Source organism: Citrobacter sp. GW821-FHT07H02 (genome assembly GCF_059418505.1).
On sequence record NZ_JBWKPZ010000020.1, the window covers coordinates 45,787 to 72,566 of the forward strand.

The 26,780-nt window shown below is 52.7% G+C and carries 24 protein-coding genes; 11 read left to right on the forward strand and 13 right to left on the reverse strand.

The window, feature by feature from the left end; genetic code table 11:
* Positions 1 to 240: a DUF2542 family protein gene (locus tag AC07NP_RS17925; RefSeq protein ID WP_203360657.1), complete on the forward strand. Its 240-nt coding sequence runs from the start codon at positions 1 to 3 to the stop codon at positions 238 to 240.
* A 49-nt stretch (positions 241 to 289) separates the two neighbouring features.
* Here AC07NP_RS17925 and mglC read toward each other — a convergent pair whose 3' ends face one another.
* The 6 genes from mglC to folE form a co-directional block, all read right to left on the reverse strand.
* Positions 290 to 1,300, reverse strand: coding sequence for a galactose/methyl galactoside ABC transporter permease MglC (gene mglC, locus AC07NP_RS17930; RefSeq protein ID WP_203360656.1), 1,011 nt, complete (start codon positions 1,298 to 1,300; stop codon positions 290 to 292).
* Between the two features lie 15 nt (positions 1,301 to 1,315).
* Positions 1,316 to 2,836 carry a galactose/methyl galactoside ABC transporter ATP-binding protein MglA gene (gene mglA, locus AC07NP_RS17935; RefSeq protein ID WP_203360655.1) on the reverse strand — a complete coding sequence of 507 codons (1,521 nt, stop codon included), beginning with the start codon at positions 2,834 to 2,836 and terminating at the stop codon, positions 1,316 to 1,318.
* Positions 2,837 to 2,915: 79 nt separating this feature from the next.
* Positions 2,916 to 3,914, reverse strand: a complete 999-nt coding sequence (mglB, locus tag AC07NP_RS17940) for a galactose/glucose ABC transporter substrate-binding protein MglB (RefSeq protein ID WP_203360654.1) — start codon at positions 3,912 to 3,914, stop codon at positions 2,916 to 2,918.
* 297 nt (positions 3,915 to 4,211) lie between these two features.
* Positions 4,212 to 5,234 (reverse strand): HTH-type transcriptional regulator GalS, encoded by a 1,023-nt coding sequence (galS, locus tag AC07NP_RS17945; RefSeq protein ID WP_203360653.1) that lies wholly within the window; start codon positions 5,232 to 5,234, stop codon positions 4,212 to 4,214.
* Positions 5,235 to 5,383: 149 nt separating this feature from the next.
* Positions 5,384 to 6,541, reverse strand: coding sequence for a DUF418 domain-containing protein YeiB (gene yeiB / locus AC07NP_RS17950; protein ID WP_494661282.1), 1,158 nt, complete (start codon positions 6,539 to 6,541; stop codon positions 5,384 to 5,386).
* A 14-nt stretch (positions 6,542 to 6,555) separates the two neighbouring features.
* Positions 6,556 to 7,224, reverse strand: coding sequence for a GTP cyclohydrolase I FolE (gene folE, locus AC07NP_RS17955; protein WP_043000121.1), 669 nt, complete (start codon positions 7,222 to 7,224; stop codon positions 6,556 to 6,558).
* A gap of 329 nt (positions 7,225 to 7,553) precedes the next feature.
* Here folE and fghA point away from each other — a divergent pair, with 329 nt between their 5' ends.
* Positions 7,554 to 8,390, forward strand: coding sequence for an S-formylglutathione hydrolase (gene fghA, locus AC07NP_RS17960; protein ID WP_494661283.1), 837 nt, complete (start codon positions 7,554 to 7,556; stop codon positions 8,388 to 8,390).
* 284 nt (positions 8,391 to 8,674) lie between these two features.
* A complete protein-coding gene (locus tag AC07NP_RS17965) occupies positions 8,675 to 10,660 on the forward strand; it encodes a ligand-gated channel protein (protein ID WP_494661284.1) in 1,986 nt (661 codons plus the stop codon).
* A 104-nt stretch (positions 10,661 to 10,764) separates the two neighbouring features.
* Here the strand turns inward: AC07NP_RS17965 and lysP are convergent, their stop codons facing one another.
* The gene (gene lysP / locus AC07NP_RS17970) at positions 10,765 to 12,234 is read right to left on the reverse strand and encodes a lysine-specific permease (protein WP_203360649.1); all 1,470 of its coding nucleotides are present in this window, start codon (positions 12,232 to 12,234) and stop codon (positions 10,765 to 10,767) included.
* Between the two features lie 210 nt (positions 12,235 to 12,444).
* Here lysP and AC07NP_RS17975 point away from each other — a divergent pair, with 210 nt between their 5' ends.
* Together AC07NP_RS17975 and AC07NP_RS17980 are read left to right on the forward strand one after the other, a co-directional pair.
* Positions 12,445 to 12,915 (forward strand): hypothetical protein, encoded by a 471-nt coding sequence (locus tag AC07NP_RS17975; protein WP_494661285.1) that lies wholly within the window; start codon positions 12,445 to 12,447, stop codon positions 12,913 to 12,915.
* On the forward strand, positions 12,912 to 13,400 hold the full coding sequence (locus tag AC07NP_RS17980; protein ID WP_494661286.1) for a hypothetical protein: 489 nt from the start codon (positions 12,912 to 12,914) through the stop codon (positions 13,398 to 13,400). Before AC07NP_RS17975 ends, AC07NP_RS17980 begins: the two co-directional genes overlap by 4 nt.
* Here the strand turns inward: AC07NP_RS17980 and yieE are convergent.
* Positions 13,381 to 14,259, reverse strand: a complete 879-nt coding sequence (yieE, locus tag AC07NP_RS17985) for a DNA-binding transcriptional regulator YeiE (protein WP_494661287.1) — start codon at positions 14,257 to 14,259, stop codon at positions 13,381 to 13,383. The genes AC07NP_RS17980 and yieE overlap by 20 nt on opposite strands.
* A 120-nt stretch (positions 14,260 to 14,379) precedes the next feature.
* Here yieE and AC07NP_RS17990 point away from each other — a divergent pair, with 120 nt between their 5' ends.
* Both AC07NP_RS17990 and nfo read left to right on the forward strand, forming a co-directional pair.
* On the forward strand, positions 14,380 to 15,429 hold the full coding sequence (locus AC07NP_RS17990) for a YeiH family protein (RefSeq protein ID WP_494661288.1): 1,050 nt from the start codon (positions 14,380 to 14,382) through the stop codon (positions 15,427 to 15,429).
* A 79-nt stretch (positions 15,430 to 15,508) separates the two neighbouring features.
* A complete protein-coding gene (nfo, locus tag AC07NP_RS17995) occupies positions 15,509 to 16,366 on the forward strand; it encodes a deoxyribonuclease IV (protein ID WP_494661289.1) in 858 nt (285 codons plus the stop codon).
* A 75-nt stretch (positions 16,367 to 16,441) separates the two neighbouring features.
* On the opposite strand, the gene fruA is transcribed toward nfo, so the two are convergent.
* The 3 genes from fruA to fruB are packed head-to-tail and all read right to left on the reverse strand — an operon-like array spanning position 16,442 to position 20,218.
* Entirely contained in the window at positions 16,442 to 18,133 is a 1,692-nt protein-coding gene (gene fruA / locus AC07NP_RS18000; protein ID WP_494661290.1) for a PTS fructose transporter subunit IIBC, read from the reverse strand.
* Positions 18,134 to 18,149: 16 nt separating this feature from the next.
* A complete protein-coding gene (gene fruK / locus AC07NP_RS18005; protein ID WP_192612813.1) occupies positions 18,150 to 19,088 on the reverse strand; it encodes a 1-phosphofructokinase in 939 nt (312 codons plus the stop codon).
* Positions 19,088 to 20,218, reverse strand: a complete 1,131-nt coding sequence (gene fruB / locus AC07NP_RS18010; protein ID WP_494661291.1) for a fused PTS fructose transporter subunit IIA/HPr protein — start codon at positions 20,216 to 20,218, stop codon at positions 19,088 to 19,090. The genes fruK and fruB overlap by 1 nt, the downstream gene beginning before the upstream one ends.
* 369 nt (positions 20,219 to 20,587) lie before the next feature.
* Here fruB and setB point away from each other — a divergent pair, with 369 nt between their 5' ends.
* Positions 20,588 to 21,769: a sugar efflux transporter SetB gene (gene setB, locus AC07NP_RS18015; protein ID WP_494661292.1), complete on the forward strand. Its 1,182-nt coding sequence runs from the start codon at positions 20,588 to 20,590 to the stop codon at positions 21,767 to 21,769.
* Here setB and AC07NP_RS18020 read toward each other — a convergent pair.
* Positions 21,766 to 22,020: a YkgJ family cysteine cluster protein gene (locus tag AC07NP_RS18020; protein WP_203361240.1), complete on the reverse strand. Its 255-nt coding sequence runs from the start codon at positions 22,018 to 22,020 to the stop codon at positions 21,766 to 21,768. The two genes, setB and AC07NP_RS18020, sit on opposite strands and share 4 nt — an antisense overlap.
* Positions 22,021 to 22,173: 153 nt before the next feature.
* Here AC07NP_RS18020 and yeiP point away from each other — a divergent pair, with 153 nt between their 5' ends.
* On the forward strand, positions 22,174 to 22,746 hold the full coding sequence (gene yeiP, locus AC07NP_RS18025) for an elongation factor P-like protein YeiP (RefSeq protein WP_203360641.1): 573 nt from the start codon (positions 22,174 to 22,176) through the stop codon (positions 22,744 to 22,746).
* Between the two features lie 66 nt (positions 22,747 to 22,812).
* On the opposite strand, the gene uxuA is transcribed toward yeiP, so the two are convergent.
* The gene (gene uxuA / locus AC07NP_RS18030) at positions 22,813 to 24,003 is read right to left on the reverse strand and encodes a mannonate dehydratase (RefSeq protein ID WP_494661293.1); all 1,191 of its coding nucleotides are present in this window, start codon (positions 24,001 to 24,003) and stop codon (positions 22,813 to 22,815) included.
* Between the two features lie 204 nt (positions 24,004 to 24,207).
* Between uxuA and AC07NP_RS18035 the strand changes: the two genes are divergently transcribed.
* Positions 24,208 to 25,674, forward strand: a complete 1,467-nt coding sequence (locus tag AC07NP_RS18035; protein ID WP_494661294.1) for a mannitol dehydrogenase family protein — start codon at positions 24,208 to 24,210, stop codon at positions 25,672 to 25,674.
* A gap of 119 nt (positions 25,675 to 25,793) precedes the next feature.
* Positions 25,794 to 26,780: a CobW family GTP-binding protein gene (locus AC07NP_RS18040; RefSeq protein WP_494661295.1), complete on the forward strand. Its 987-nt coding sequence runs from the start codon at positions 25,794 to 25,796 to the stop codon at positions 26,778 to 26,780.

The window sequence follows — 26,780 nt, forward strand, 5'->3', positions numbered from 1 at the left end:
GTGGAAGATAAAACCCTTTTTATCGTAATTGGCGTACTGATGGTCGTCGTCTGGACCTTCCGGCAAGGGCTAAAGGGGATACGCACTGGCGTCATCGAGAAAACGGTCAAAGGCTCGCAAGAGCCACTCTTAATTCAACGTTCCGCTGAACCCACGACGTACTGGATCTATATCGGTGTCTATTTTGGGCTTTCGCTGGGCGCACTGCTGGTGGGAATTTGGTTAGTCTTTCTCAAATAAAAAAACCGGTGCAGAACGTCTCTGCACCGGTTTGTTTTCCGTTGATGAATTACTTCTTACGGGCGTATTTCAGAGAATCCAGCGCGACCGCGAAGATAATGATGCCGCCCTTAATGATGTACTGCCAGTAAGGGTTCACGCCGATATAGGTCAAACCGTAGTTGATGACGGTGAAGATAATCACACCGGTCACGACCCCGAAAACGGTCCCTACCCCACCGCTGAACGACACGCCGCCAACCACGCACGCCGCAATCGCATCCAGTTCGTACATGAAGCCAAGGTTGTTGGTAGCAGAACCGATACGACCGGCTTCCAGTAAACCACCAAAAGCGTAGAACACACCTGACAATGCGTAGATCATCAGCAGGTTCAGCGCGACGTTAACACCAGAGACTTTTGCCGCTTCCGGGTTACCGCCGATAGCAAAAATGTTTTTGCCAAAGCGGGTTTTGTTCCACAGCACCCATACGAAAGCTACAGCAATCAGCGCATAGAAGGTGATGTAAGAGAGTCGGAAACTGCCCAGCGCAATAAAGCCCTGCGCGAAGGTCGAGAAGCCGCTATCAAAGCCAGAGATTGGCGATGCCCCCACGAAGTCGTAGTAGAGGGAGTTGATACCGTAAACGATGATCATCGTGCCAAGGGTTGTGATAAACGGCGTCACATTGAGGTAGGCAATAATAATGCCGTTCACCAGACCGATAATGGCCCCCACCGCACAGACGATCAGGATCACCAGCGCAATAGGCATGGTCGCCATTTCTGGGAAGACTTTATTGACGTTTTCCATCGATTGCAGCAGCGTCGCCGCAACCACCGCCGCCAGCCCGACCTGACGCCCCGCTGACAGGTCAGTTCCCTGGGTAACAATCAGTCCGGCAACACCCAATGCGATGATGATACGTACGGAAGACTGCGTCAGGATGTTACTCAAGTTCAGCAGACTTAAGAATGTGGGGTCCTGGAAAATAATAATGGCCAGTAAGACTAAAAGAACGACGTAAATGCCGCCTTCTTTTAGATAAGTAAGAAAACTTTTCTTATTTAACGCACTCATGAGGAGCCCCTGATCTTAAAGGTGCAAAGACGCAAGACGCAGAATTTCGTTTTGCGTAGTCGTTTTGGTGTCAACAATTCCAGCAACGAGACCGTTACTCATTACCAGAATACGATCTGTGATCCCTAACAATTCCGGCATCTCCGAGGAGATGATAATGATTCCCTTCTCTTTCTTCGCCAGCTCCGCGATTAACTGATAAATTTCAAATTTCGCGCCCACATCAATCCCACGCGTAGGTTCGTCCAGCATTAATATTTCTGGCTGAGTTAACAACCAACGGCCAATAATGACCTTTTGCTGGTTTCCGCCCGAAAGAGAACCAATTTGCGTACGGTGGCCCGGCGTTTTTACCCGCATAGAGTCAATGACCCATTGGGTATCACTCTTCATCCGGGAGTTGTCCAACAGACCGACTTTATTTTTGTAATTATGAATATTGGAAATCAAGGAGTTGAAGCCAATATCCAGATAGGCGTAAATACCGGTCGAACGACGCTCTTCCGTCACCAGCGCAAAACCATGGTTAATGGCTTCATTAGCACTGTGGTTGTTAATCTTTTTGCCGTGCAACGTAATGGTGCCAGACGATTTTTCACGGATACCAAACAGCGTTTCAACGATGTCCGTACGTTTTGCCCCGACCAGACCGGCAATCCCCAGGATCTCGCCTTTATGCAGATCAAACGAGATGTCACGGATTGAAGGCTGACGTAACGAGGTCAGATTACGCACTTCCAGAATCACTTCGCCAGGCGTGTTTTCTTTGTCCGGGAAGCGCTGGTTCAGCGAGCGCCCGACCATCATGGCGATAATTTTGTCCATATTCAGCCCTTCCAGCGGTTGTGTCGCAATCCACTGGCCGTCGCGCAAGACAGTGACCTCATCGCATAACTGGAAAATTTCTTCCATTTTATGAGAGATATAGACAATACCGCAGCCGCGATCTTTCAGCTTACGAATAATGGTAAACAGATGATTAACCTCTTTCTCTGTTAATGAAGAGGTCGGTTCATCCATAATCACGATTTTAGCGTTATACGAGAACGCTTTCGCAATTTCGATCATCTGCATTTGTGAAACGGATAACGTCCCCACTCGCGCCCGCGGGTCGATATCAATATCCAGCTCATCAAATATCGCTTTGGTATCGCGATACATTTTGTCCTGATCAACAAACATGCCTTTCGTGGGATAACGCCCCAGCCACATGTTGTCCATCACGGAACGCTGCAACACCAGGTTTAATTCCTGGTGAACCATCGAAATGCCATTCTCCAGCGCTTCTTTGGCAGAATGAAAATCGATTTCTTTGCCCTGAAATAAAATGCTGCCAGAATCTTTTTGATAGATTCCAAAAAGACATTTTAATAATGTTGATTTCCCTGCACCGTTTTCTCCCATTAATGCATGAATGGAATGGGGGCGGACTTTTAAATTGACATTATCAAGTGCCTTAACGCCGGGAAAAGACTTGTTGATGCCGCTCATTTCTAACAAGAATTCGCCTGACGACTGAGTAGTAGTGCTGACCATAATTATACCTTGTTGGCCTCGCAGAGTGCGTTATTAAAGGGCGCAAGAGATTTGCGCCCGAGAAAACGGATAACAACGATTATTTTTTGGTGAACTCAGTCAGATTATCTTTATCAACACCTACGTAAGGAACGCGAACAATTTTGTTCTCAATTTTCCAGTTGGTGCCTTCAGCAGCGGCTTTGCCATCCGCCAGGTTTTTCGCCAGATCGAACGTCGCTTTCGCCTGGTTGTTGGCATCGTTCAGCACGGTACCCGCCAGCGTGCCGGATTTCACCAGAGCCAGCGCTTCAGGCAATGCATCCACACCAAATACCGGTACGCTGGTTTTGTTGTGCGCTTTCAGGGCTTCTACAGCACCCATTGCCATTGCATCGTTGTTGGCGATAACCACTTCAATTTTGTTGGCGTTCGGACCGGACAACCAGGCATCCATTTTATCTTTCGCCTGTGCGGTATCCCACATTGCGGTATCTAACTGCAGCTGCTCGGTTTTGATGCCTTTATCGTTCAGCTCTTTGATAACGTAGGTGGTACGGGCTTCAGCATCCGGGTGGCCCGGCTCGCCTTTCAGCAGAACAAACTGAATTTGGCCATCTTTGTTCAGATCCCAACCCTGATTCGCCTGCCAGTGTTTCGCAATCAGGTCGCCCTGAATAATTCCGGATTCTTTAGAGTCAGTGCCGACGTAATAGGCTTTGTCATAGCTGTCCAGCGCCTTACGGGAAGGTTCTTTGTTGAAGAAGACAACCGGGACATTCTGACCACGCGCTTTCTCAATCACTGTGCCTGCCGCCGCCGGATCAACCAGGTTGATCGCCAGCGCTTTCACGCCTTTCGCCAGCAGAACGTCGATCTGGTCGTTTTGTTTAGACTGATCGTTCTGGGAGTCATTCATCAGCAGCTGTACGTCAGGTGCCGCTTTGGCATCTTGCTCGATCGCCTTACGTACCACGGACATAAAGTTATCGTCATATTTATAGATCGTCACACCAATGCGGGTATCAGCAGCGTGCGCAGCCGCGCCGAATAACATGCTTGCCATCACAGCAGACAGAGTCAACACCTTCTTATTCATGGTATCTCCGGTTTTATTATGCAGGGTAGTACTTGAGAAAAATGCTCGGCAGGGCAGAACGTTAATGAAGTGTTACTGAACGCCGAAGCTCACTTTTAAAAAATCTTTATTCCGTGCCCGGTAACGCTCCAAAAATAGGCTTTAATTATTGTTTAAAGCGCTAACGCAGCGGTAAAACTGATTGCTCACCGTTACATAATAGTTACAGCGCTTGAAACGGTGCCATCATAGCCATCACATTGTTAAGATACTGTGAATTTACTCACATATTGAAAGCGGTTACATACAACGACATTTTTAGTTAGTGATCAGGGCCGCATTCTGTCGCAATGCCACGGAATGCCGACGCACCAGAGTCGGCATAAAACAGTGCGTTGCGGACGCATCTAACGTTCCTGCTGCGCCCTGTAACGCCAGCTCAGTCGCCATTTTTGCCATTGACGCAATCGGGTAGCGCACCGTCGTCAGTTGCGGGTCGGTGTAACGTGCGATGGGAATATCATCAAAACCGATAATCGACAGGTGTAGCGGGATGGCAATACCGTTGTCCTTCAACGCGGTGAGCGCGCCGGCGGCCATGTTGTCGTTGTAAGCAAACACGGCGGTGAGTTGCAGGTTGCGCCCCAAAAGCTCAACCATGGCGGATTCGCCACCCGGCATGTCAGGCGAGCCTGTACCAACCCAACTCTCAGACGGGGTGATCCCCTGCTCTCTCAATGCGGCTAACCACCCTTCTTTCCGCATCGCGTCATCTTCAATACGGTGGCTGGAAGCCAGATAGCCAATGCGTTGATGGCCATTATTAAGCAGCATCCGCGTGGCCATTTTTGCGCCGCTGATATTGTCCAGACAGACGCAGCGGTGGGCATAGCCGGGGATGAGACGGTTGATCAGCACCATGCCGGGGATCTGATCCATAAATTCGCTCAGTTCCCGATCGCTTAGCGCTTTTGAGTGGACAATCAGGGCGTTGCAGCGTTGGCGGATCAACACCTCAATGGCATGCCGTTCTTTTTCAGCCTCGTGGTAACTGTTGCCAATCAGCACATATTTCTGATGCTGCTGAGCAACCAGATCGACCGCTTTTACCAGCGCGCCAAAAAAGGCATCTGAGACATCCATCACCACAACGCCGATGGTGTCGCTCACCTGCGTTGCCAACGCCTGCGCATTTGCATTCGGACGATAACCCAGTGAAGTGACCGCTTTCATGACGGCGTCACGCGTATCAGGACTCACCAACGTACTGTTATTCAGTACACGAGAAACGGTAGCCACAGAGACACCCGCCTGACGTGCCACATCACGAATGGTTATCATATTCACTACCCTGTTTGAAATTGCCGTTGCTCACAGACACCCCCTTTGCAGGCGGCCATTTTGTCAGCGACGCGCGGAGGACTGCGTGAGTAAGGTCACAGGGTTGGAAACGGTTACATGCGTTTTGTTAATGAATGTGATCCAGATCGTTATCTGGATGATCGAGATAATGATGCCCCTGACGCACGTAGGGTCAATTGACGCCACAGCCATTCCACCGGCCCCTGCCGCCAGAAATGGAGCCAAATGACGGAGAAAAGCAGGTTCGCCAGCCACACCGGAACCACAAACAGCAGCAGTTCCAGTCGGTCGAATTTCATAAACAAACCGAAGTGATAAAACAGCGTGGTACAGATCAGCGTCTGCAAGAGGTAATTACTCAGCGCCATTCGCCCTACGCAAGCAATGGCAATAACCAGTTTGCTGCGGCTCAACTGAGGCCAGAAGCCAAACATCAGCGCGGTGTACCCCAGCGTTTGAAACGGCGCGCTCAGCTCTCGCGGCGCCTGTAACAGAAAACCGCACCAACGCCAGGCCCAGTCCAACTGCCATTGCGCGACGATGGCGGGCAGATTAATCAAGACCCCGGCGACAATCAGTAAGGTGCCTGTTCGGCGGTAGTGATGCAGGCTGTACTGACCTTTCAACCAGCCGCTTCGCATTAACGCCGCCCCCAGCAACATCATCCCCGCCAGTTGCCAGCCATACTGCGCCCCCAGCGCCAGCAAACTGTTCGACAGCCCGTCAATTCGATTGCTGATGGCTTCCACTCCCCCGTTCAGCTTCCAGTATTTTTCATACAACAGCGCGGAAGCATCCGGGGTCCAGGCCCGGCTGATCTCATTACCCGAGATCGTTCCCAGCAGCAGCAAAACACCAATCCCAGCCAGATAAAGCACGACGCCGGTATTGAACAGACTCTTCACGGAGGGAGCGTCGCGCACCAGTCGCCAACAAATCAGCCCCACAAGACCGTAGGCCAGCAAAATGTCACCATCCCAGAAAAACAGGGCGTGAATAAATCCTAGCAATACCAGTAGCGTCAGACGTGACTGGATCCAGTGTTTGCCGCGCGGCAGCAACATTTGCAGCCCCGCGCCGAACAACAGTGCAAAGAGTGTGAGAAATTTGGCCTGCGCAAAGAGGTCGAGGACAGCCCAGGTCCAGGCATCCGCAGTGGTAATATCGCCGTACCAGGCGGGATTGAGATACGCGGCCTTTGGCAAACCAAAGGCGCTGATATTGAGAAGCAGAATGCCCAGGATGGCAACGCCACGAACAAAATCCAGCGTGACATTACGCTCCATAGTCTGGGCCTTAATCAGTTGTGGTGACGAACAGCGCGCAGAAACTCCTGGCGGGTATTCTGGCTGGATTTAAACAACCCGCCGAGCGAGGTCGTCGTCGTTGCGCTGGTCGCATCGCGAATTCCACGCGCTTTCACACAGTAATGCACTGCGTCAATCGACACCGCCACATTGTTAGTACCGAGTAACGTTTGCAGCGCCGTCAGAATTTGCTGGGTCAAACGCTCCTGAACCTGCGGGCGTTGGGCAAAAAACTGCACGATACGGTTAATTTTCGACAGGCCAATCACCGACTCTTTCGGGATATATGCCACCGTCGCCTTCCCATCGATGGTCACGAAATGGTGTTCGCAGGTGCTGGTCAGGGTGATATCACGCACCGTTACCATTTCATCGACCTTCATTTTATTTTCAATGACGGTGATTTTGGGGAAGTTGGCGTAATCAAGACCGGAGAAGATCTCATCGACATACATCTTGGCGATGCGGTGAGGCGTCTCCATCAGACTGTCATCGCTCAAATCAAGATTCAATAACTGCATGATCTCAGTCATGTGGCCTGAGATAAGACGTTTGCGCGTTTCGTTATCCATCTCATGCACGGGCGGGCGCAGCGGGGTTTCCAGACCACGCGCAACCAGCGCTTCATGAACCAGGGCCGCTTCTTTACTGAGTGATGACATTTCTTTTTCTCCTGCAGGTGTGGCGCCTCTGCCCTACGTGGGGCAAAGTTTTTAAGCTGTATGACAGCCCAAACATTGTGCGTGAGGCCGCGCACATAATCCAGTATTCGCAGTGATAATTATTGAAATTGACGCTGCCTTTCATCACCTGGATTTTACACGCCTCCCCTGACCGGCAAACCTGATGGCTCACGATGCCTGAGTGTTAATGCAAAGTTGTGTAGATGATGAAGCATGTTAGCTAAATGCGGAAGTGAAAGTTACTCACAGCACAATGAATAATCTGTATTATGGGGAGTTCACAACGCACAACACAACAGGAGCCACGCATGGAAATGCTCGAAGAGCACCGCTGTTTTGAAGGCTGGCAGCAACGCTGGCGGCACGACGCCAGCACGCTGAATTGCGCGATGACATTCAGTATTTTTCTTCCCCCTCCCCGTGATACCGCGCCGCCTCCCGTGCTGTACTGGCTGTCAGGGTTGACCTGCAATGATGAGAACTTCACCACCAAAGCCGGTGCGCAGCGCATCGCGGCAGAACTGGGTATTGTGCTGGTCATGCCAGACACAAGCCCACGTGGTGAACAGGTCGCCGATGATGAACATTACGATTTGGGCAAAGGGGCCGGATTCTACCTGAATGCGACGCAGCAGCCCTGGGCCACACATTTTCGTATGTATGATTATCTGCGCGATGAACTGCCGGCGTTGATCCAGTCTCAATTTAACGTCAGCAGCCGCTGCGCTATCAGCGGACATTCGATGGGCGGGCATGGCGCGCTCATCATGGCGCTGAAGAATCCCGGTAAATACACCAGCGTTTCCGCTTTTGCGCCCATTGTGAATCCGAGTCGCGTGCCGTGGGGTGAAAAAGCCTTTACCGCGTATCTCGGCGAAGAGCGGGAGCAGTGGGCCGAGTGGGATAGCTGTGCGTTAATGCTGGCCAGTAAACCCGAACACGCTATTCCAACGCTGGTGGATCAGGGGGATAACGATCAATTCCTCGCCGATCAGCTCCAGCCTGCGGTACTGGCGGAAGCGGCTCGCCAGACGTCATGGCCTATGACACTGCGCATTCAACCCGGCTACGATCACAGCTATTACTTCATTGCCTCTTTTATTGAGGATCATCTGCGGTTCCACGCACAGCATTTGTTGAAGTAATTTTGGAGGGCGCAAGCCCTCCTTCTCCTCCCGCGTATCTTCATTTTTCCTTCACATTCCCGCCATATTTACATTTATATATCTTATTGATTTAAAACTATTTCAACTCAAACTCACACAAACACAAATGATTCCAATTATCATTTGTGTTTACAAAAAATCATTCTTTTGTACAATTCCCCCGCCTCATCTACGTAAAGAATACTTAAAAGACAAATACATACAGTCGTCGTGGCTTTACACATGACACGCAGTTTTTTTATTCATTTAATGGAATGATACAAATGACCATACCTCACGTTAAGGCCGTAGCTATCGCAGTAAGCGTAGCCAGCCTCCCATCAGTCACCCATGCTGCTGACCAGGACACCGTCGTTGTTACCGCTACGGGATTTGAGCAGAAGATTCAGAACGCCCCCGCCTCCATCTCTGTGATTACCAAACAGCAGATTGAGGATAAAGCCTATCGCGATGTCACCGATGCGCTAAAAGATGTCCCTGGCGTGGTAGTGACTGGCGGCGGGAGCAGTAGCGACATCAGTATTCGCGGCATGGCCTCGCAATACACACTTTTCCTGGTCAACGGCAAGCGAATCAGTACCCGTGGCACGCGACCGAACAGCGATAACGCCGGGATTGAACAAGGCTGGCTGCCCCCACTGGAGTCTATTGAGCGGATTGAGGTGATTCGTGGACCGATGTCATCTCTTTACGGTTCAGACGCGATGGGCGGCGTGATCAACGTGATCACCAAGAAAGTCTCCAATACCAAAGGCTGGACCGGTTCTCTGCATGGCGATGCCACCTTCCAGGAAAACAGTGATTCCGGCGATCTCTTCCAGACAAACGCCTATGCCTCTGGTCCATTAATTGACGGATTGCTGGGTGCTAAAGTGACAGGGTTGCTGTCACGCCGCGCCGAGGATCAGATCGTCAATGGCTTTAATGAGCAGCGCCTGCGCAACGGCGGCCTGACACTTAACTTTACGCCAGATGAAAAAAACGATGTTGATTTCGACATTGCGCGCGAATTGCAGGACCGCGACAGCACGCCGGGTATGTCAATGGCGGAAGTCACCTGCCGTGGCACCACCTGTAAACCCAACACCAAAAGCGAAAACCGCTACGAGCACACCACGTACTCATTAACACACAGCGGTTATTACGATGACTTCAACACCACCAGCTACGTTCAGCAGGAAGAGACCAATAACCCGGGTCGCGAGATGAAGTCTTACAATACGATTTTCAACAACCAGAACCAGATATTCCTCGGCGCACATACTCTGACGCTGGGCGGGCAATACCGTTATGAAAAACTCCGCGATAACGGAAACCAGTTGCAGGCGGCCGATGGCCTGAACAAACTGACGCGCTGGAGCTGGGCGCTGTTTGCTGAAGATGAGTGGGCGGTAACCGACACCTTCACGCTGACCGGCGGCCTGCGAATGGATAAAGATGAAAACTACGGCGACAACTGGACGCCACGCGGCTACGGTGTCTGGCATCTGGCGGAGCAGTGGACCGTGAAAGGTGGCGTTTCTGCGGGCTACCGCGCCCCTGATCTGCGCCAGTCTTCAGCAAGCTGGGGACAGGTCACTGGCGGTGGTCGACTGAATGGCATCATTGTGGGTAACCTGGATCTGAAACCCGAAAAAAGCCTGAGCGAAGAAATCGCCCTGCTGTGGGATAACGGCGATAACCTCAACGCCGGCGTCACCCTGTTCAACACCGATTTCAAAGACAAGATCACCGAAGTTCGCCGCTGCAACAGCAGCGCCGATCCCGCCTGTACTATCGGCGATGAAACCTACGATTTCGTCAGCGATCGTGTCAACGTTGATGAAGCAAACATGCGCGGCGTGGAATCGACGTTTGGCTGGGAGATCACCTCTGATTTGAACTGGACGGCGAACTACACCTATACCGAATCAGAGCAGAAAAGCGGCCAGTTCTCGGGTAAGCCATTGAACAAGATGCCGAAACACATGTTCAACACCACGCTGGACTGGCAGGCAACGCAGGATGTCGGTTTCTGGAGCCGCCTGAACTTCCGCGGTAAAACCTCTGAATACCTGAGCCGTACGTCAATGTCGCAGGGAACGCCCTCTTATACTCAGGTTGATGTGGGCATGCGCTACAACGCCAACAAAAATCTGCTGGTGACCGCTGGGGTATACAACGCGCTGGATAAGCAGATCGATTACGATACCTATGACACGATTCTTGATGGTCGTCGTTATACAGTCGGTTTAACGTACAACTTCTGAGTTCAGTACAACAAAAAACCCCGGCATCTCTGCCGGGGTTTTTTCTTATTCATCGTTGCCGAAGGGCTGCGCAAACACCAAATCCCGCCGACAACTGACTCACACTATTTCTTGAAGCGTTCCGGGAATTGCATTTCGCTGTAACGAACGAAGCGCGTACCTCTGGTCAGTTTGTAGCCGAACCAGATAATCAGGAACAGCGGAATACCTATGTAGGTCGCCGCCACGCCGCCCCAGTCAATGGTGTCTTTCAGGAAGGCTTCGTAGTTCTGGCCCAGCGTAATCGTCAGACACAGCACGAACGCAAAGATCGGCCCCAGCGGGAAGAATCCTGAACGATACGGTAAATCCTTAATATCATGCCCCTGCATCACATAGCCACGACGGAAACGATAGTGACTAATGGCGATCCCCAGCCAGGCGATAAAGCCCGTCATCCCGGACGTGTTCAGCAGCCACAGGTAAACAGTCTGGTTGCCAAACATAGAGGTCAGGAAGCACAGACCCGCAACCACCGTTGTCGCATACAGTGCGTTACGCGGTACCCCACCACGAGAAAGCTTCGCGAAAATACGCGGCGCTTTGCCGTCGCACGCCAGGGTGTAGAGCATACGGGTAGACGCATACATGCCCGAGTTACCCGCCGACAGTACCGCCGTCAGGATCACTGCGTTCATTACCGCTGCCGCAGAGAGCAGACCCGCGTGCTGGAAGACCAGTGTGAACGGGCTGACGCTGATGTCTTTCACGTCGTTACGCAGCAGACTCGGATCAGTGTACGGAATGATCAGGCTGATGATCAGGATGGCGAACACATAGAACAGCAGGATACGCCAGAACACCTGACGCACTGCGCGCGGAATGTTCTTCTCCGGATCTTCTGACTCACCCGCAGCAATACCAATCAGCTCGGTACCCTGGAATGAGAAGCCGACGATCATCGCTACACCTATCATCGCCGCAAAGCCCCCGGCAAACGGCGCATCGCCCGTCGTCCAGTTACTCCAGCCTACCGGCTCTACGCCTTTGAAGATACCGATGATCATCATCACGCCAACCACGATAAAGATAATCACGGTGGTGACTTTGATCAGCGAGAACCAATATTCCGCCTCACCAAATCCGCGCACGGAAATGTAGTTCAGCAAGAAAATGACGCACAGGAACAGCGCACTCCAGATCCAGCCTGGCGTGTCCGGGAACCACCAGCTCATCACCAGTTGCGCCGCCACAAGGTCAACCGCAATGGTTACGGCCCAGTTGTACCAATAGTTCCAGCCCAGCGCGAAGCCAAAGCCTTCTTCTACGTAGTTCTGACCGTAAGTCGAAAACGAACCGGAAACCGGCATATACGCGGCCAGTTCACCAAGACTGGTCATCAGGAAATACACCATCAGGCCAATCAAAATGTAGGAAAACAGCGCGCCGCCTGGGCCCGCCTGAGAAATCGTTGCACCGGATGCAACGAACAAACCTGTACCGATGGAACCACCAATGGCGATCATCGTCAGGTGGCGCGCCTTAAGTTCGCGACGTAACGCGGGCGCTTCTGTGGTTTTAATTTCGGAAACCATGTGAAAATGCTATCCATCCAAAAAATGAGGCGCGATTGTAGCAGACGAATGACATTCCTTCCGGCACAAATGCGCTGTTATAAGAGACCTTCATGATGAGCGGTCAGTTATAAGTAAAGCAGTAATGTCGCAGTAGCACAAAAGCGCACGCTGAGAGGCCGCACCTGGACGCAAAATAGGCGGTAACACAGGGAAAGTGGGCTATAGGAAATGGCTAAAAAGCGAAAAGAGTTGTTCTTGCTGTCTACCGGGATGTCGATTTTCTGTCTCTATCTCTTTGTGTCTGGCCTCTATATCAGTGTCCAGATTATTGAAGACTGGCGTTTGACACCCGATCACCTAACCGATACCTCCTGTTCTGCTTTCAGCGGTGTCCTGTTTTTCGCGGCTTGCTTACTGCTGGGAACCTTCACCGACTGGCGTACGAAAAAAAACAGTCGGATCCATAACTGCATTTTTTATCTTTCCATTGTGTGTGTACTGCTTTTCCCAATATGGAGTGTAGTCATCACCGGTTTGCGCTTCAGCACGACTTCCCGTTACGACGATAACCCACAACTGGGTGTTTGCGAGATGAAAAGCGCTCGCGGCCATAAGATTGATATCTATGTACCGGATACAAACTGGTGTCGCGTGAATGGCTATGAAGTCAAACGGCCTTCGCCGGAGAAAGCACCATGAAACCCAGGGAAAAACGCATCGCTCCCGACAAGGAACATAACGTTATGGAGTATGTGACAGCCATTGTTGTGATGCCCTGTCTGACGCTATTTGCGTTGTATCTGTTGCCGGATTATTTCCCGCTACTGTTCTTAACACAGGCGCCAGACTTCATTTCAGTTTCGCTGTTGAAGGCTAACTTCGTCTGCTCAATTCCCGTACTGATGGCTACATGCTGGTTATTTAATCAACAACTCTTTTTCACGCACACTGCAACACTGGCTGAAAAAACGGTATTACGCATTATTCTTGGTCTTACGCTGGCGCTGCTGCTCGTCGCCAACACGCTGATTTTCACCCTGCACTTTACCCTCTTCAGCCCGCAAAATTACGTGCGCTGCTGGGAACCCATGCCGTTCGCCACCTGGTACTACGCGAAAACTGCCGATATCTGCATGCAGCATGGGCTCGCCCCCATCCGGTTTCTTAGCTTTCCGGTTGAATGACGCAATACCGTAAAAAACGCTGCAGCGCATTGGACAAATGTTTCTGTCGATGATGAATCCGCCACAAGATGCGGTTCAAACCCGGTAATGGCACCGGCACTTCGACCAGTTTTCCGCTTTCCAGTTGCTCTTCAATCACCCGACGTGACAGGCAACTTATTCCCAGACCGTGGCGTACGGCATGTTTGATCGCCTCGGAATTGCCCAATTCCATCGCCATCTGGAATCTCGGCAAATGCGATAACAGCAGGTAATCAACAATTTCCCGCGTACCCGAGCCGCGCTCACGCAGGATCCAGGGCGCTGCCGCCAGTTGAGCCAGCGTCACCGGTCCCTGAACCAACGGAGACGTTGGCGCGGCAAATACCACCAGTTCATCTTCCAGCCACGGCTCAGAGATAATTTCCGTACTGTGGCAGGGGCCCTCAATAAGGCCAATGTCCACACGAAAATCCAGTACCGCATTGATAACGTCCTGACTGTTGCCAACACTCAGCTCCAGCGGCAAGTCGGGAAAATCCTGCCGATAGCGGGCAATGACTGCCGGTAAAATGTAGTTACCAATGGTGCTGCTGGCATACACGCGAATGGCGCCATTATCTTCGCGAAACAGCTGCTCAATTTCGACGGTCTGCTCAAGCAACGCCAACGCACGGGGATATAACAGACGCCCGTGCTCGTTAACCACCAGCCGCTTTCCTACCCGGTCAAAGAGCTGAACGCCAAGCTGGCCTTCCAGATCGGTCAGCGCTGCGCTCACGGCAGACTGCGACAACGACAACATCACGGATGCCTGGGTTGTCGAGCCGCTTTTCAGTACTTCGGTAAAGACTTCGAGTTGTCGCAGCGTGATGTGCATCGTCGTTTTCCACCCGGGCAGCGCCTGCTTACCACTTATAAAGATTAATTATAAATATATAATCAATTTTATTTTTAAACCAGTTCGCCGTACTCTTTTCTCCAACTAAAGGAGAAGGTTATGACAGAACTCACCTTACAGAATCATCGTCGTACAGTGTGGCATTTTCTTCCAGGGCTTGCCCTGAGCGCAGTAATCACTGGGGCTGCCCTGTGGGGTGGTTCCATTCCCGCCATCGGGGGGGCCGGATTCAGCGCCCTTACGCTGGCCATTTTGCTGGGAATGGTGATCGGTAATACGGTCTACCCGCAGATCTGGAAACAATGCGACGGCGGCGTACTGTTTGCCAAACAACATTTATTGCGTCTGGGGATCATTCTCTACGGCTTTCGCCTGACCTTTTCGCAGATTGCGGATGTCGGCATCAGCGGCATTGTGATTGACGTATTAACGCTCTCCAGCACCTTTATGCTGGCATGTTTTCTGGGGCAGAAAGTCTTTGGACTGGATCGCCACACCAGTTGGCTGATTGGCGCCGGGAGCAGCATTTGCGGCGCTGCCGCCGTACTGGCGACCGAACCGGTCGTGAAAGCCGAAGCCAGTAAAGTGACCGTCGCTGTTGCAACCGTCGTTATCTTCGGCACGTTGGCTATTTTTCTCTATCCGGCAATGTATCCGCTGCTGGCGCACTGGTTCAGCCCGGAGACGTACGGTATCTATATTGGGTCGACCATGCATGAAGTTGCACAGGTGGTCGCGGCAGGACACGCAATTAACCCGGATGCGGAAAACGCAGCGGTCATTGCGAAAATGCTCCGTGTGATGATGCTGGCCCCATTCCTTATTCTGCTGGCTGCCCGTGTGAAACAGTTGTCACTGGCCAGCGGTTCAGAAAAAAGCAAAATCACCATTCCGTGGTTTGCCGTGTTGTTCATTGTGGTTGCCATCTTTAACTCATTCCACCTGTTACCGCAGGCGGTCGTGAGCATGCTGGTGACGCTGGATACCATACTGCTGGCGATGGCGATGGCGGCTCTGGGTCTGACCACCCACGTCAGCGCGTTGAAGAAAGCGGGTGCCAAACCGTTACTGATGGCGCTGGTGCTTTTCATCTGGTTAATCGTCGGCGGTGGCATGATTAACGTTGCGATCCATAGCCTGATGGCATAAACCACTACATCCTCCTCCTGTTAACCCGCTATCATTGGGAAATGCTTTTTCTCCCCTGTGGGGTTAACAGGAGTCTTTCATGAAATATATTGGAGCGCACGTCAGCGCTGCTGGCGGTCTGGCAAATGCCGCGATTCGCGCCGCTGAAATCGAGGCGACGGCATTTGCGCTTTTCACAAAAAATCAGCGTCAATGGCGCGCAGCACCGCTCACGACTGAAACCATTGATGACTTTAAAGCTGCCTGCGAGAAATACCACTTTTCCTCGGCGCAAATCCTCCCGCACGACAGTTATCTGATCAACCTCGGCCACCCGGTCAGCGAAGCGCTGGAAAAATCACGCGATGCTTTTCTTGATGAAATGCAACGTTGCGAACTGCTCGGACTCTCGCTGCTGAACTTCCACCCGGGCAGCCACCTGATGCAGATCCCGGAAGACGAGTGTCTGGCGCGCATTGCGGAATCTATCAATATCGCCCTTTCGCAAACCGAGGGCGTCACCGCGGTGATTGAGAATACGGCAGGCCAGGGCAGTAATCTTGGCTTTAAGTTTGAACATCTTGCCGCCATCATCGATGGCGTGGAAGACAAGTCGCGCGTTGGCGTTTGTATTGATACCTGCCACGCTTTCGCCGCAGGCTACGATCTGCGCAGCGCCGCCGAGTGCGAAAAGACGTTTGCCGAGTTTGAACGCATTGTCGGGTTTAAATACCTGCGCGGCATGCATCTGAATGACGCCAAAAGCACCTTCGGCAGCCGCGTCGACCGCCACCACAGTTTAGGCGAAGGCAACATTGGGCACGATGCGTTCCGTTGGATCATGCAGGACAACCGTTTTGATGGTATTCCACTGGTTCTCGAAACCATCAATCCCGACATTTGGGTACAAGAGATTGCCTGGCTGAAAGCACAACAGACTGAAAAGGCGGTAGCCTAGTTACCATCACGCAATACATAACAAAAAGGGCAGAGAAATCTCTGCCCTTTTTATGCGAGTGTTACGCGAAGGAAATCAGGCGGCTTTTGCGACAGCCTCTGTTTCCGGGCGCTTCAGGAAAGCATATCCCAGACCCGCCACCAGCGTACCTGCAACGATAGCCATCAGATATCCCAGTACCGGCGTAATCGCCCCAGGAATCAGCAGAACAAACAGGCCGCCGTGCGGCGCCATCAGTTTCGCGCCTACCGCCATAGAGATAGCACCAGTCAATGCACCGCCGACGATACAGCATGGCAGAACACGCATCGGATCGCGGGCGGCGAAGGGAATCGCACCTTCAGTGATGAAGCACAGCCCCAACACTAACGCGGCTTTTCCCCCTTCACGCTGGGCCATATCGAACTTACTCCGCGCAACCAGCGTCGCCAGTCCCAGCGCCAGCGGTGGAACCATCCCTGCCGCCATAATCGCCGCCATCGGCGCATAGGTTTGCGTACTGAGCAGGCCAACGCCAAACGCATAGGCCGCCTTGTTAACCGGACCGCCCATATCAGTACACATCATGCCACCCAGGATAGCGCCCAGCAGCACCGCGTTCGCCGTCCCCATCGTTTGTAACCAGTGCGTCAGCCCTTCCAGAATACCGGCAACGGGTTTACCGATGAGGTAGATCATCGCCAGACCAACCACCAGACTGGAAATTAACGGAATGATCAGGATAGGTTTCAGCGCTTCCATGCTCTGCGGAAGCTTCAGCCGGGTGCTAATCAACTTCGCAATGTAACCTGCCAGGAAACCAGCAATGATCCCGCCAATAAAGCCGGAACCGGTGCTCACGGCCAGCATACCGCCGATAAGGCCTGGCGTCAGACCCGGGCGATCCGCAATTGAGAAGGCGATGTACCCAGCGAGAACCGGCACCATCAGTGCGAAAGCCGAACCGCCGCCAATCTGCATCAGCGCCGCCGCCAGCGTCCCTTGTTCTTTAAATGCCTCGATACCAAATGCGAAGGACAACGCAATACACAATCCCCCCGCAACAACCATCGGCAACATATAAGACACGCCAGTCAGCAGGTGACGATACGCCCCCGCCCCTTCTTTCTTGCCTTCCGTTCCTGCCGCCTGAGTATTGCCTGCGGGCTGATACGGCACGGCCTCAGCAACCGCTTTATCCAGTTCCTGCGCTGTTTTTTTCAGCGCCAGACCGGTCGACGTACGGTACATCGGTTTTCCGGCAAACTTGGCAAGATCAACTTCAATATCCGCCGCCACGATCACCAGATCCGCCTGCGCCACCTCTTCCGGGGTGATCGCATTGCCCGCACCAACAGAACCACGGGTTTCAACTTTCACCCACCATCCACGTTTTTTCGCTTCGGTTTCAATGGCTTCTGCCGCCATAAACGTATGGGCGACGCCTGTCGGACACGCGGTCACCGCCACAACCCGTTTCGGACCGCAGGCGGCAACCGCAGGAGCCGCCGCTACCGGCGCGCTGTACGGTTTAGCATGACCTTTCGCTTCGCTCAAAAACAGTTCCGGATGGGCGACAGCGCGTGCGATATCACCCAGCCAGACTTTTTTACCGTTCAGCGCACTGTCATTTGGCACGGTTTCGCCTAAGACGATGGCCAGTTCGGCATCATTCGGATTGTCGATAATTTCCAGTTTTGCTTTACGTGCCGCCGCTCCGAGCAGGGTTTTCGCCATATAAGCGCGAGCCTGGCCAAGATTAGCGTCAATAATCAGCAGCGTTTTCATTCTGCTTCTCCTGCTGTCAATTAAACGGTTGTAAGTCGACCCTCGCCATCATTGCGGCCAACTGAGGACGATCGGTGATGCCCACATTGCTTTGGCTTACGGCCAGGGCAGCAACCGCTGTCGCCAGACGTAACGTATGTTCACTGGACTCGCGCATCAGCAGGCCATAAATCAGACCGCCAACCATCGAATCCCCCGCGCCAACGGTACTCACCACCTCGACAGATGGTGGTTTGGCGATCCACTCACCTGACGCATTTACCCACAACGCCCCTTCCGCCCCCAGCGAAATCACTACGTGAGCGATCCCTTGTTCACGCAGGGCATGTGCGGCGTCGATGACATCTTTCATTTCTGGCAGCTTACGGCCAGCCCAAATCTCCAGCTCACGGCGGTTGGGTTTTACCAACCAGGGTGCCGCTTTCAGCCCGGCGACTAATGCTTCACGACTACTATCAAAGATAATGCATGGACACTGACTACGCAGGCGAGTCATCCAGTCAGTGAATGCCTCAGGGCTGACGCCGGATGGCAGGCTGCCGCTGACGCAAACCATGTCAAACTGACCCAACCAGCTTAGCGAATCATTAACGAAACGTTCCCAGTCGGTTGGCGTCACTTCAAAACCGGAGAAGTTGAAATCGGTCACTTCACCGTCTTTTTCGGTCAATTTGACGTTAATGCGGGTACGGCCCTGTACTACCTGAAAACGGTTGGCAATGCCCAGTTCGCTGAACAATTGCTGAAAGCCGTCCTGGTTATCTTTGCCCAGGAAACCGCCGACCGTGACATCGATACCTAAATCCTTCAATACCTTGGCGACATTGATGCCTTTACCCGCCGCATGCAGGCCCGTGGTCTTGACAAGGTTCACTTCGCCTCGTTCAATTTCCGGGCAAAAACCCACCAGGTCATATGCCGGATTCAGGGTGATGGTAGCAACACGTCTGCTCATTATGCGCCCTCCCCAAGACCTGCCGCGATGGCATCGCCAATCGCTTTCAGCGCCTGTTCAGCATCTGCCCCCTGGGCGGTAAAACGCAGGCGGTGGCCTTTTTTCACACCTAACGCAACCACTTTCATCAAACTGCGTCCATTCGCCGGTTTTCCGGTTCCATCAAGATTTGTCACGGTAATTTCACTATTAAATTGTCTAATGGTATTGACTAACAGGGTGCCAGGGCGGGCATGTAAGCCGTGCTCATTGCGCACGACAAACTCCGCGTTCAGCACATCATCAGTCAATGCTTCATCGCTGGTCAGCAGCGCCAGCATTGTTGCGGCGTCCGCTTTCAGCAATCGGTCAGCTTTGTTGTCCAACAGCAGATCGCCAAGACGCTTAAGGACCGCGACAGGCTGATCGTCGTTCATCGCGACAGTCACCAGCATGGCCGCCGACTCGCCCTGCACGTCAAATTCACGGGCTGCACGGCTGACGGCGATAGCGCTACGCACATTGCCTGTCGCGCTGTCATTCAGCCAGATCCCCTGTCCCAGGTTCATGGGGTGCTCGTTGATCGTGTTCGCGACAAATGCCGCGTCCACTGCCCCTGCTTCTTTCAGACGCGCCGCATTGAGCGCCTGCAGCGTCAGCAGATCACGAGCCTCGACGTCCAGCATCAGGGTTTCGTTATCAAGCTTCAGCTGTTCACTCTGCTTTTCTCCCATCAGCAATGCGCGCAGCTCGTCAGCCGTCGTGGCTGATTTCAGCTGTTCAGCCACGGAATCATCACTTAGCACGTGCGTCAGTTGCCGCAGTAACCCGAGATGTTCATCGGAGCTGGCGGCAATACCAATCGCCACATAAGCGACCTGCCCTTCTCCCCAGGTCACGCCCTGCGGAAACTGAAACACCTGAACACCGGTTTTCAACACCTGATCGCGTGTATCCGTGGTGCCGTGCGGAATGGCGATACCATTACCGAGGAAGGTGGATGTCTGTTGCTCACGCGCCAGCATGCCGGCAACGTAACCCTCCGCCACATTGCCCGCCTGCACTAATGCGGCGGCAACCTGGCGAATGGCCTCTTCTTTGTTTCCGGCCTGCTTGCCCGGATGAATATCCTGAACAGATAACTGGAACATGATTCTCCTCTCCTGCTGAATTGAAACGATTCAGCCATTATGAGAAAAAAGACGCTGATCTGGTTTATCATGAACAACAAGACAGCGCTGAAACGTTTCAATTAGTCTTGCTCTTTCTGCGTCAGCACGCAAGTAAAGTTACACATTTGATGATAAAAGTTAGATATAAACCACATTTCCATATCCTTGTTGCACGCATTGCTGACGCAAAACCCCACAGCGACCCCCCCATTTCAGCAACGTCAGCACCAGGCATAAAAAGAGTGAAATGCCATTTTGATTTTTCGTGGCGATTTTGATTTAGGTATCTGTTTATTTTTTAACGAGCAGCGTAAACTCCGCGTCTCTTCACATTATTGATATAAAAACATGCATAACACCCCCGTTGCCGCCACCCCGAAAACGTTTGATCTGACGTCGTGGGCGTTTCTGCTCGTCGCTTTTCTCACCGGCATTGCCGGTGCGTTACAGACGCCGACGCTCAGCCTCTTTCTGACTGAAGAAGTTCATGCCCGTCCGGCAATGGTTGGTTTCTTTTTTACCGGGAGCGCGGTGATCGGCATTCTGGTCAGTCAGTTTCTGGCGGGGCGTTCGGATAAGAAAGGCGATCGTAAAAGTCTGATCGTGTTTTGCTGCGCGCTGGGGATGCTGGCCTGTGTGTTGTTCGCCTGGAACCGCAACTACTTTATTCTGCTGTTTGTCGGCGTTTTCCTCAGTAGTTTTGGCTCGACCGCCAACCCGCAAATGTTCGCTCTTGCCCGCGAACATGCCGACAGGACCGGCCGTGAAGCCGTGATGTTCAGCTCCATACTCCGTGCGCAGGTTTCGCTGGCATGGGTGATAGGTCCGCCGCTGGCCTATGCGCTGGCGATGGGATTCAGCTTCACAGTCATGTACCTGAGCGCGGCGGTGGCGTTTATTGTCTGTGGCGTGATGGTATGGCTGTTTTTACCTTCCATGCGCAAAGAAGCGCCCCTTGGGACCGGTGCCCTGGAAGCCCCCCGCCGTAATCGTCGCGATACATTGCTGCTCTTTATTATTTGTACATTAATGTGGGGCACCAACAGTCTCTATATCATTAATATGCCGCTGTTTATCATCAACGAATTGCATCTGCCTGAGAAGCTGGCAGGCATCATGATGGGCACAGCGGCGGGGTTAGAGATCCCGACAATGCTGATTGCAGGATATTTCGCTAAACGACTGGGCAAACGTCTGCTGATGCGTATTGCTATCGTTGCCGGATTCTGCTTTTACGCGGGGATGTTGCTGGCGCACTCCCCTGCGGTGTTGCTCGGCTTGCAATTGCTGAACGCCATTTACATCGGGATACTAGGTGGGATCGGCATGCTCTATTTTCAGGATTTAATGCCGGGACAGGCAGGATCAGCCACCACGCTCTACACCAATACGATTCGTGTCGGCTGGATTATTGCCGGTTCTCTGGCGGGCATTGCGGCAGAACTCTGGAGTTTTCATTCCGTATTTTGGTTCGCCCTGGTAATGATCGTCGTCACAATGGGCTGTCTGCTGCGTATTAAAGATGTTTAAGGCGCCGTAAGCGCTTCCAGCGTGATCAGAAACGTCATCGCCTGCTGCGCTGACTGCCCGCACATTTCTGCACTGGGTTGTAATCCCGCGCAGACTTTGGGGCGCAGCGGAGAAGCAAAAATCTTACAGCGCAGACGGTCGTCAAGCTGAATACAGGGCGTATTCGCTGGCTTGCCGTCAGGCATGCCTGGGATGGGGCTGGAAATCGAAGGGGCCGTGCAACACGCTCCACAATCCGGACGGCATTCCATACTGTTTTCTCTTTTATTAACCACCGGATCGAAGGCAGCGAACAGTATCACCTTTTTTGCACCAGCAAAAGTGTGAATTCCGCTTGCCTGAATGACCGGGCGCGAGTAGTTTGACGCGATATTTTTGACATTCTTTACAACAGGATTTTTTCAATGCCAAGAGCGAACGAAATTAAAAAAGGTATGGTACTGAATTACAATGGCAAGCTGCTGATTGTAAAAGATATTGATATTCAGTCCCCTTCCGCCCGCGGTGCTGCAACACTGTACAAGATGCGTTTTTCCGATGTGCGTACTGGCTTGAAAGTCGAAGAACGTTTCAAGGGCGACGACATCGTGGATACCGTGACCCTGAGCCGTCGCGGCGTTGATTTCTCTTACGTCGATGGCAACGAATACGTGTTCATGGATAAAGAAGACTATACCCCGTATACCTTCACCAAAGATCAGATTGAAGAAGAGCTGCTGTTCGTCCCGGAAGGCGGCATGCCTGATATGCAGGTTCTGACCTGGGATGGACAACTGCTGGCGCTTGAACTGCCGCAGACGGTTGATCTGGAAATTGTTGAAACAGCACCTGGCATTAAAGGCGCTTCAGCAAGTGCCCGCAACAAGCCCGCGACGCTGAGCACGGGTCTGGTGATTCAGGTTCCTGAATACCTGAGCGCCGGAGAAAAAATCCGCATCCATATTGAAGAACGTCGCTATATGGGCCGTGCTGACTGAGTCAGCAGCACCATAAATGCAAAAAAGGGACGGCGCATTCAGCACCGTCCCTTTTTTATTGTTGATTTACAGCAGATCGCGGAACTGCGTTTGTTTCAACGCCAGCTCAACCCCACGAACCTCAGCCAGCCCTTTCAGACGGCCAATCGCGGAGTAACCCGGGTTGGTTTTCTTGTGCAGATCGTCAAGCATCTGATGGCCATGATCCGGGCGCATCGGAATGGGACGCAGATCGCCCGCCTTCTTACGACGCTGTTCTTCCGTCAGAATCGCCGTAACCACGGCAACCATATCGACGTCGCCCTGCAGATGCGCGCCTTCATGGAAGGTTTTCGGATTATCTTCGCGGCACGTGGAACGCAGGTGGGTAAAATGAATACGATCGCCGAAGGTTTCAATCATTTTCACCAGATCGTTGTCAGCACGCACACCGTAAGAACCGGTACACATCGTAAAGCCGTTGTGAATGCTGTCGACCGTCTCTTTCAACCACTGCATGTCCTCAATGGTAGAGACGATACGCGGCAGACCCAGGATCGGGCGCGGCGGATCGTCCGGATGCACCGCCAGGCGCACACCCGCCTCTTCCGCAACCGGTACGATTGCGCGCAGGAATACCGCCATATTGTCACGCAGATCGTCTTTGCTGATGCCATCATATTCCGCCAAACGCGCGCGGAACTGGTCCAGCGTGTAGCCTTCCTCAGCACCCGGTAAACCGGCGATAATATTGCGCGTCAGCTTCTCAATATCCGCTGCGGTCATGGCATTGAAGTACGCCAGCGCCTGGCACTGCTCTTCTTCTGTGTAGTCGGCCTGCGCGCCTTCACGTTTCAGAATGTGCAGTTCAAACGCGGCAAAGGCAATCTGGTCGAAGCGCAACGCTTTAGACCCGTCCGGCAACTGATACTCAAGGTCGGTACGCGTCCAGTCGAGGATCGGCATGAAGTTGTAACACACAGTATCAATCCCGCACGTCGCCAGGTTACGGATACTCTGCTGATAGTTTGCAATCCACGTCTGGTACTGCCCGGAGCGGGTTTTGATGTCTTCGTGTACCGGAATACTTTCCACCACCGACCAGGTCAACCCTTTCTCCGCCAGAATCGCCTGACGCTTTTGAATTTCTTCGACTGGCCACACTTCACCATTCGGAATGTGGTGCAATGCGGTCACAACGCCCGTTGCGCCAGCCTGACGCACATCATCAAGTGATACCGGATCGTTAGGTCCGTACCAACGCCAGGTTTGTTCCATTGCTTCACCTCACAAGTTGTTATACCAAATTAATTTATCTGCATGACGACTACCATACATGCATCTCGCTAATGATCAATACAGCACCCATGATTGATTGATCCAGCTCACACTACCCGGATAAATACGGCATACCAATTTAATTTGTTGTCATATAACTTTACACTGACATTGTTAATTTATGGTTAATCAGGTGTGCGCTTAATGACTACTATTGCTTCCGTTCGACTTCCGGAAAATGTGCTATTGCCACAATACGATCGCCAGCAGTTGCAAACGCGGATCGTCCATTTTGGTTTTGGTGCTTTTCACCGTGCCCATCAGGCGTTATTGACGGACAGGGTCCTTAATTCACACGGCGGAGACTGGGGAATCTGTGAGGTAAGCCTGTTTAGCGGTGATCAATTGATGAGCGATCTGCGCGCGCAAGATCACCTCTATACCGTGCTGGAGAAAGGCGCACACGGCAACCAGGCGATTATTATTGGCGCCGTTAATGAGTGTCTGAACGCAAAACTGGATTCACTCGCCGCGATTATCGAAAAATTTTGTGAACCGCAGGTGGCGATCGTTTCACTGACAATCACCGAAAAAGGCTACTGCATCGATCCGGCGACCGGTTCACTGGACGAGACAAACGCCCGCATTCTCCACGATATGCAGAACCCGTCGGAACCCCACTCGGCACCGGGTATTCTCGTTGAAGCCCTGCATCGCAGACGTGAGCGCGGGCTGAAGCCCTTTACCGTGCTTTCGTGCGATAACATCCCGGACAACGGCCATGTAGTGAAAAACGCCGTGCTGGGCATGGCGGCAAAACGTTCTACAGAACTGGCAAAATGGATTGCGGAACAGGTCAGTTTTCCTGGCACGATGGTGGACAGAATTGTGCCTGCCGCCACCCCCGAATCTCTGGAAGAAATTACCCGCGAACTGGGCGTACCGGATCCCTGCGCAATCAGCTGTGAGCCTTTCATCCAGTGGGTAATCGAAGACAACTTTGTCGCCGGTCGCCCGCAGTGGGAAGCCGCTGGCGTGCAGATGGTGGCGGATGTTCTGCCGTGGGAACAGATGAAATTACGCATGCTGAATGGCAGCCACTCGTTTCTGGCCTATCTCGGTTATCTGGCGGGGTTCCGGCACATCAGCGACTGCATGCAGGACAGCGCATTTCGCGAGGCGGCATACCGTTTGATGATGCAGGAGCAGGCGCCGACATTGCGCATCACGAATGTTTCTCTTGCGCAGTATGCCGACAGCCTGCTCGAACGCTTTGCTAACCCGGCGCTGAAACACAAAACCTGGCAGATCGCGATGGACGGCAGCCAAAAGCTACCTCAACGCATGCTGGAAGGTATTCGCGTGCATTTGGCACGTCAAACTGACTGGCCGTTACTGGCGCTGGGCATCGCTGGCTGGATGCGTTATGTCAGCGGGGTGGACGATGCAGGCGCGCCAATTGATGTTCGCGACCCGATGAGCGAAAAGATCCGCGCCATCGTTGAAAACAGTGACGAGACGCAAAGAGTGGCCGCGTTACTTTCATTACAGGAAATTTTTGCGGCCGACCTCGTGCAGAATCCGCAATTTGTGCAGGCGATTGAACACGCCTGGCAACGTATCGCGCAACAAGGGGCACATCAGGCCATCATCGATACGTTAAAAAATTAACAATTTCTGCCATTAACGCGGGTGATGAGTTTCTTCACCCGCTCTCCTCTTCTCTTTTTCTCTTTTTTTCGCCAGGATGACGGGAAACCGTTAAGGTATCGAATCATTCTGGAGCAGATGTGACCAAAACCAACCTCATTACCGGTTTTCTCGGTAGCGGAAAAACCACTTCCATTCTTCATCTATTAGCGAATAAAGGCCCGGCGGAAAAATGGGCAGTGCTAGTCAATGAGTTTGGCGAAGTCGGCATTGATGGCGCCCTGCTCGCCGACAGCGGAGCGCTGTTGAAAGAGATCCCGGGGGGTTGTATGTGTTGCGTTAACGGTCTGCCAATGCAGGTCGGGCTGAATACCCTTCTGCGTCAGGGCAAACCCGATCGATTGCTGATTGAACCCACAGGGCTTGGACATCCCAAACAGATTCTGGATTTGCTCACCGCCCCCGTCTATGAACCGTGGATTGATCTTCGCGCCACGCTTTGCGTGCTTGATCCACGCCTTTTACTGGATGAAAAAAGCGTGACCAACGAGAACTTTCGCGATCAGTTGGCGGCAGCGGATATCATTGTGGCGAACAAGTCCGATCGCACCACGCCCGAAAGCCAGGCGGCGCTGCACACCTGGTGGCAACAGAACGGCGGCCATCGTCAGTTGATTCATACCGAACAGGGGAAAATAGAGGGCCATTGGCTGGACTTACCCCGGCTAAACCTGGCAGAACTCCCCTCCAGTGCCGCGCACGCCCACCAGCATGCTGACAAAAAGGGGCTTGCGGCGCTGAGTTTACCGGCGCAACAACGCTGGCGTCGTAGCCTGAACAGTGGTCAGGGCCACCAGGCCTGCGGATGGATTTTCGATGCGGATACCGTATTTGACACCATCGGTCTGCTGGAATGGGCTCGCCTTGCGCCTGTTGCACGCGTCAAAGGCGTGATGCGTATAAAAGAAGGATTGGTACGCATTAACCGCCAGGGGGATGACCTGCATATTGAGACGCAAAATGTCGCGCCGCCAGACAGTCGAATTGAGCTTATTACCAGCGTGGATACCGACTGGAATGCGCTACAGACGGCATTGTTGAAGCTTCGTTTAGCCGAAAACACGTAA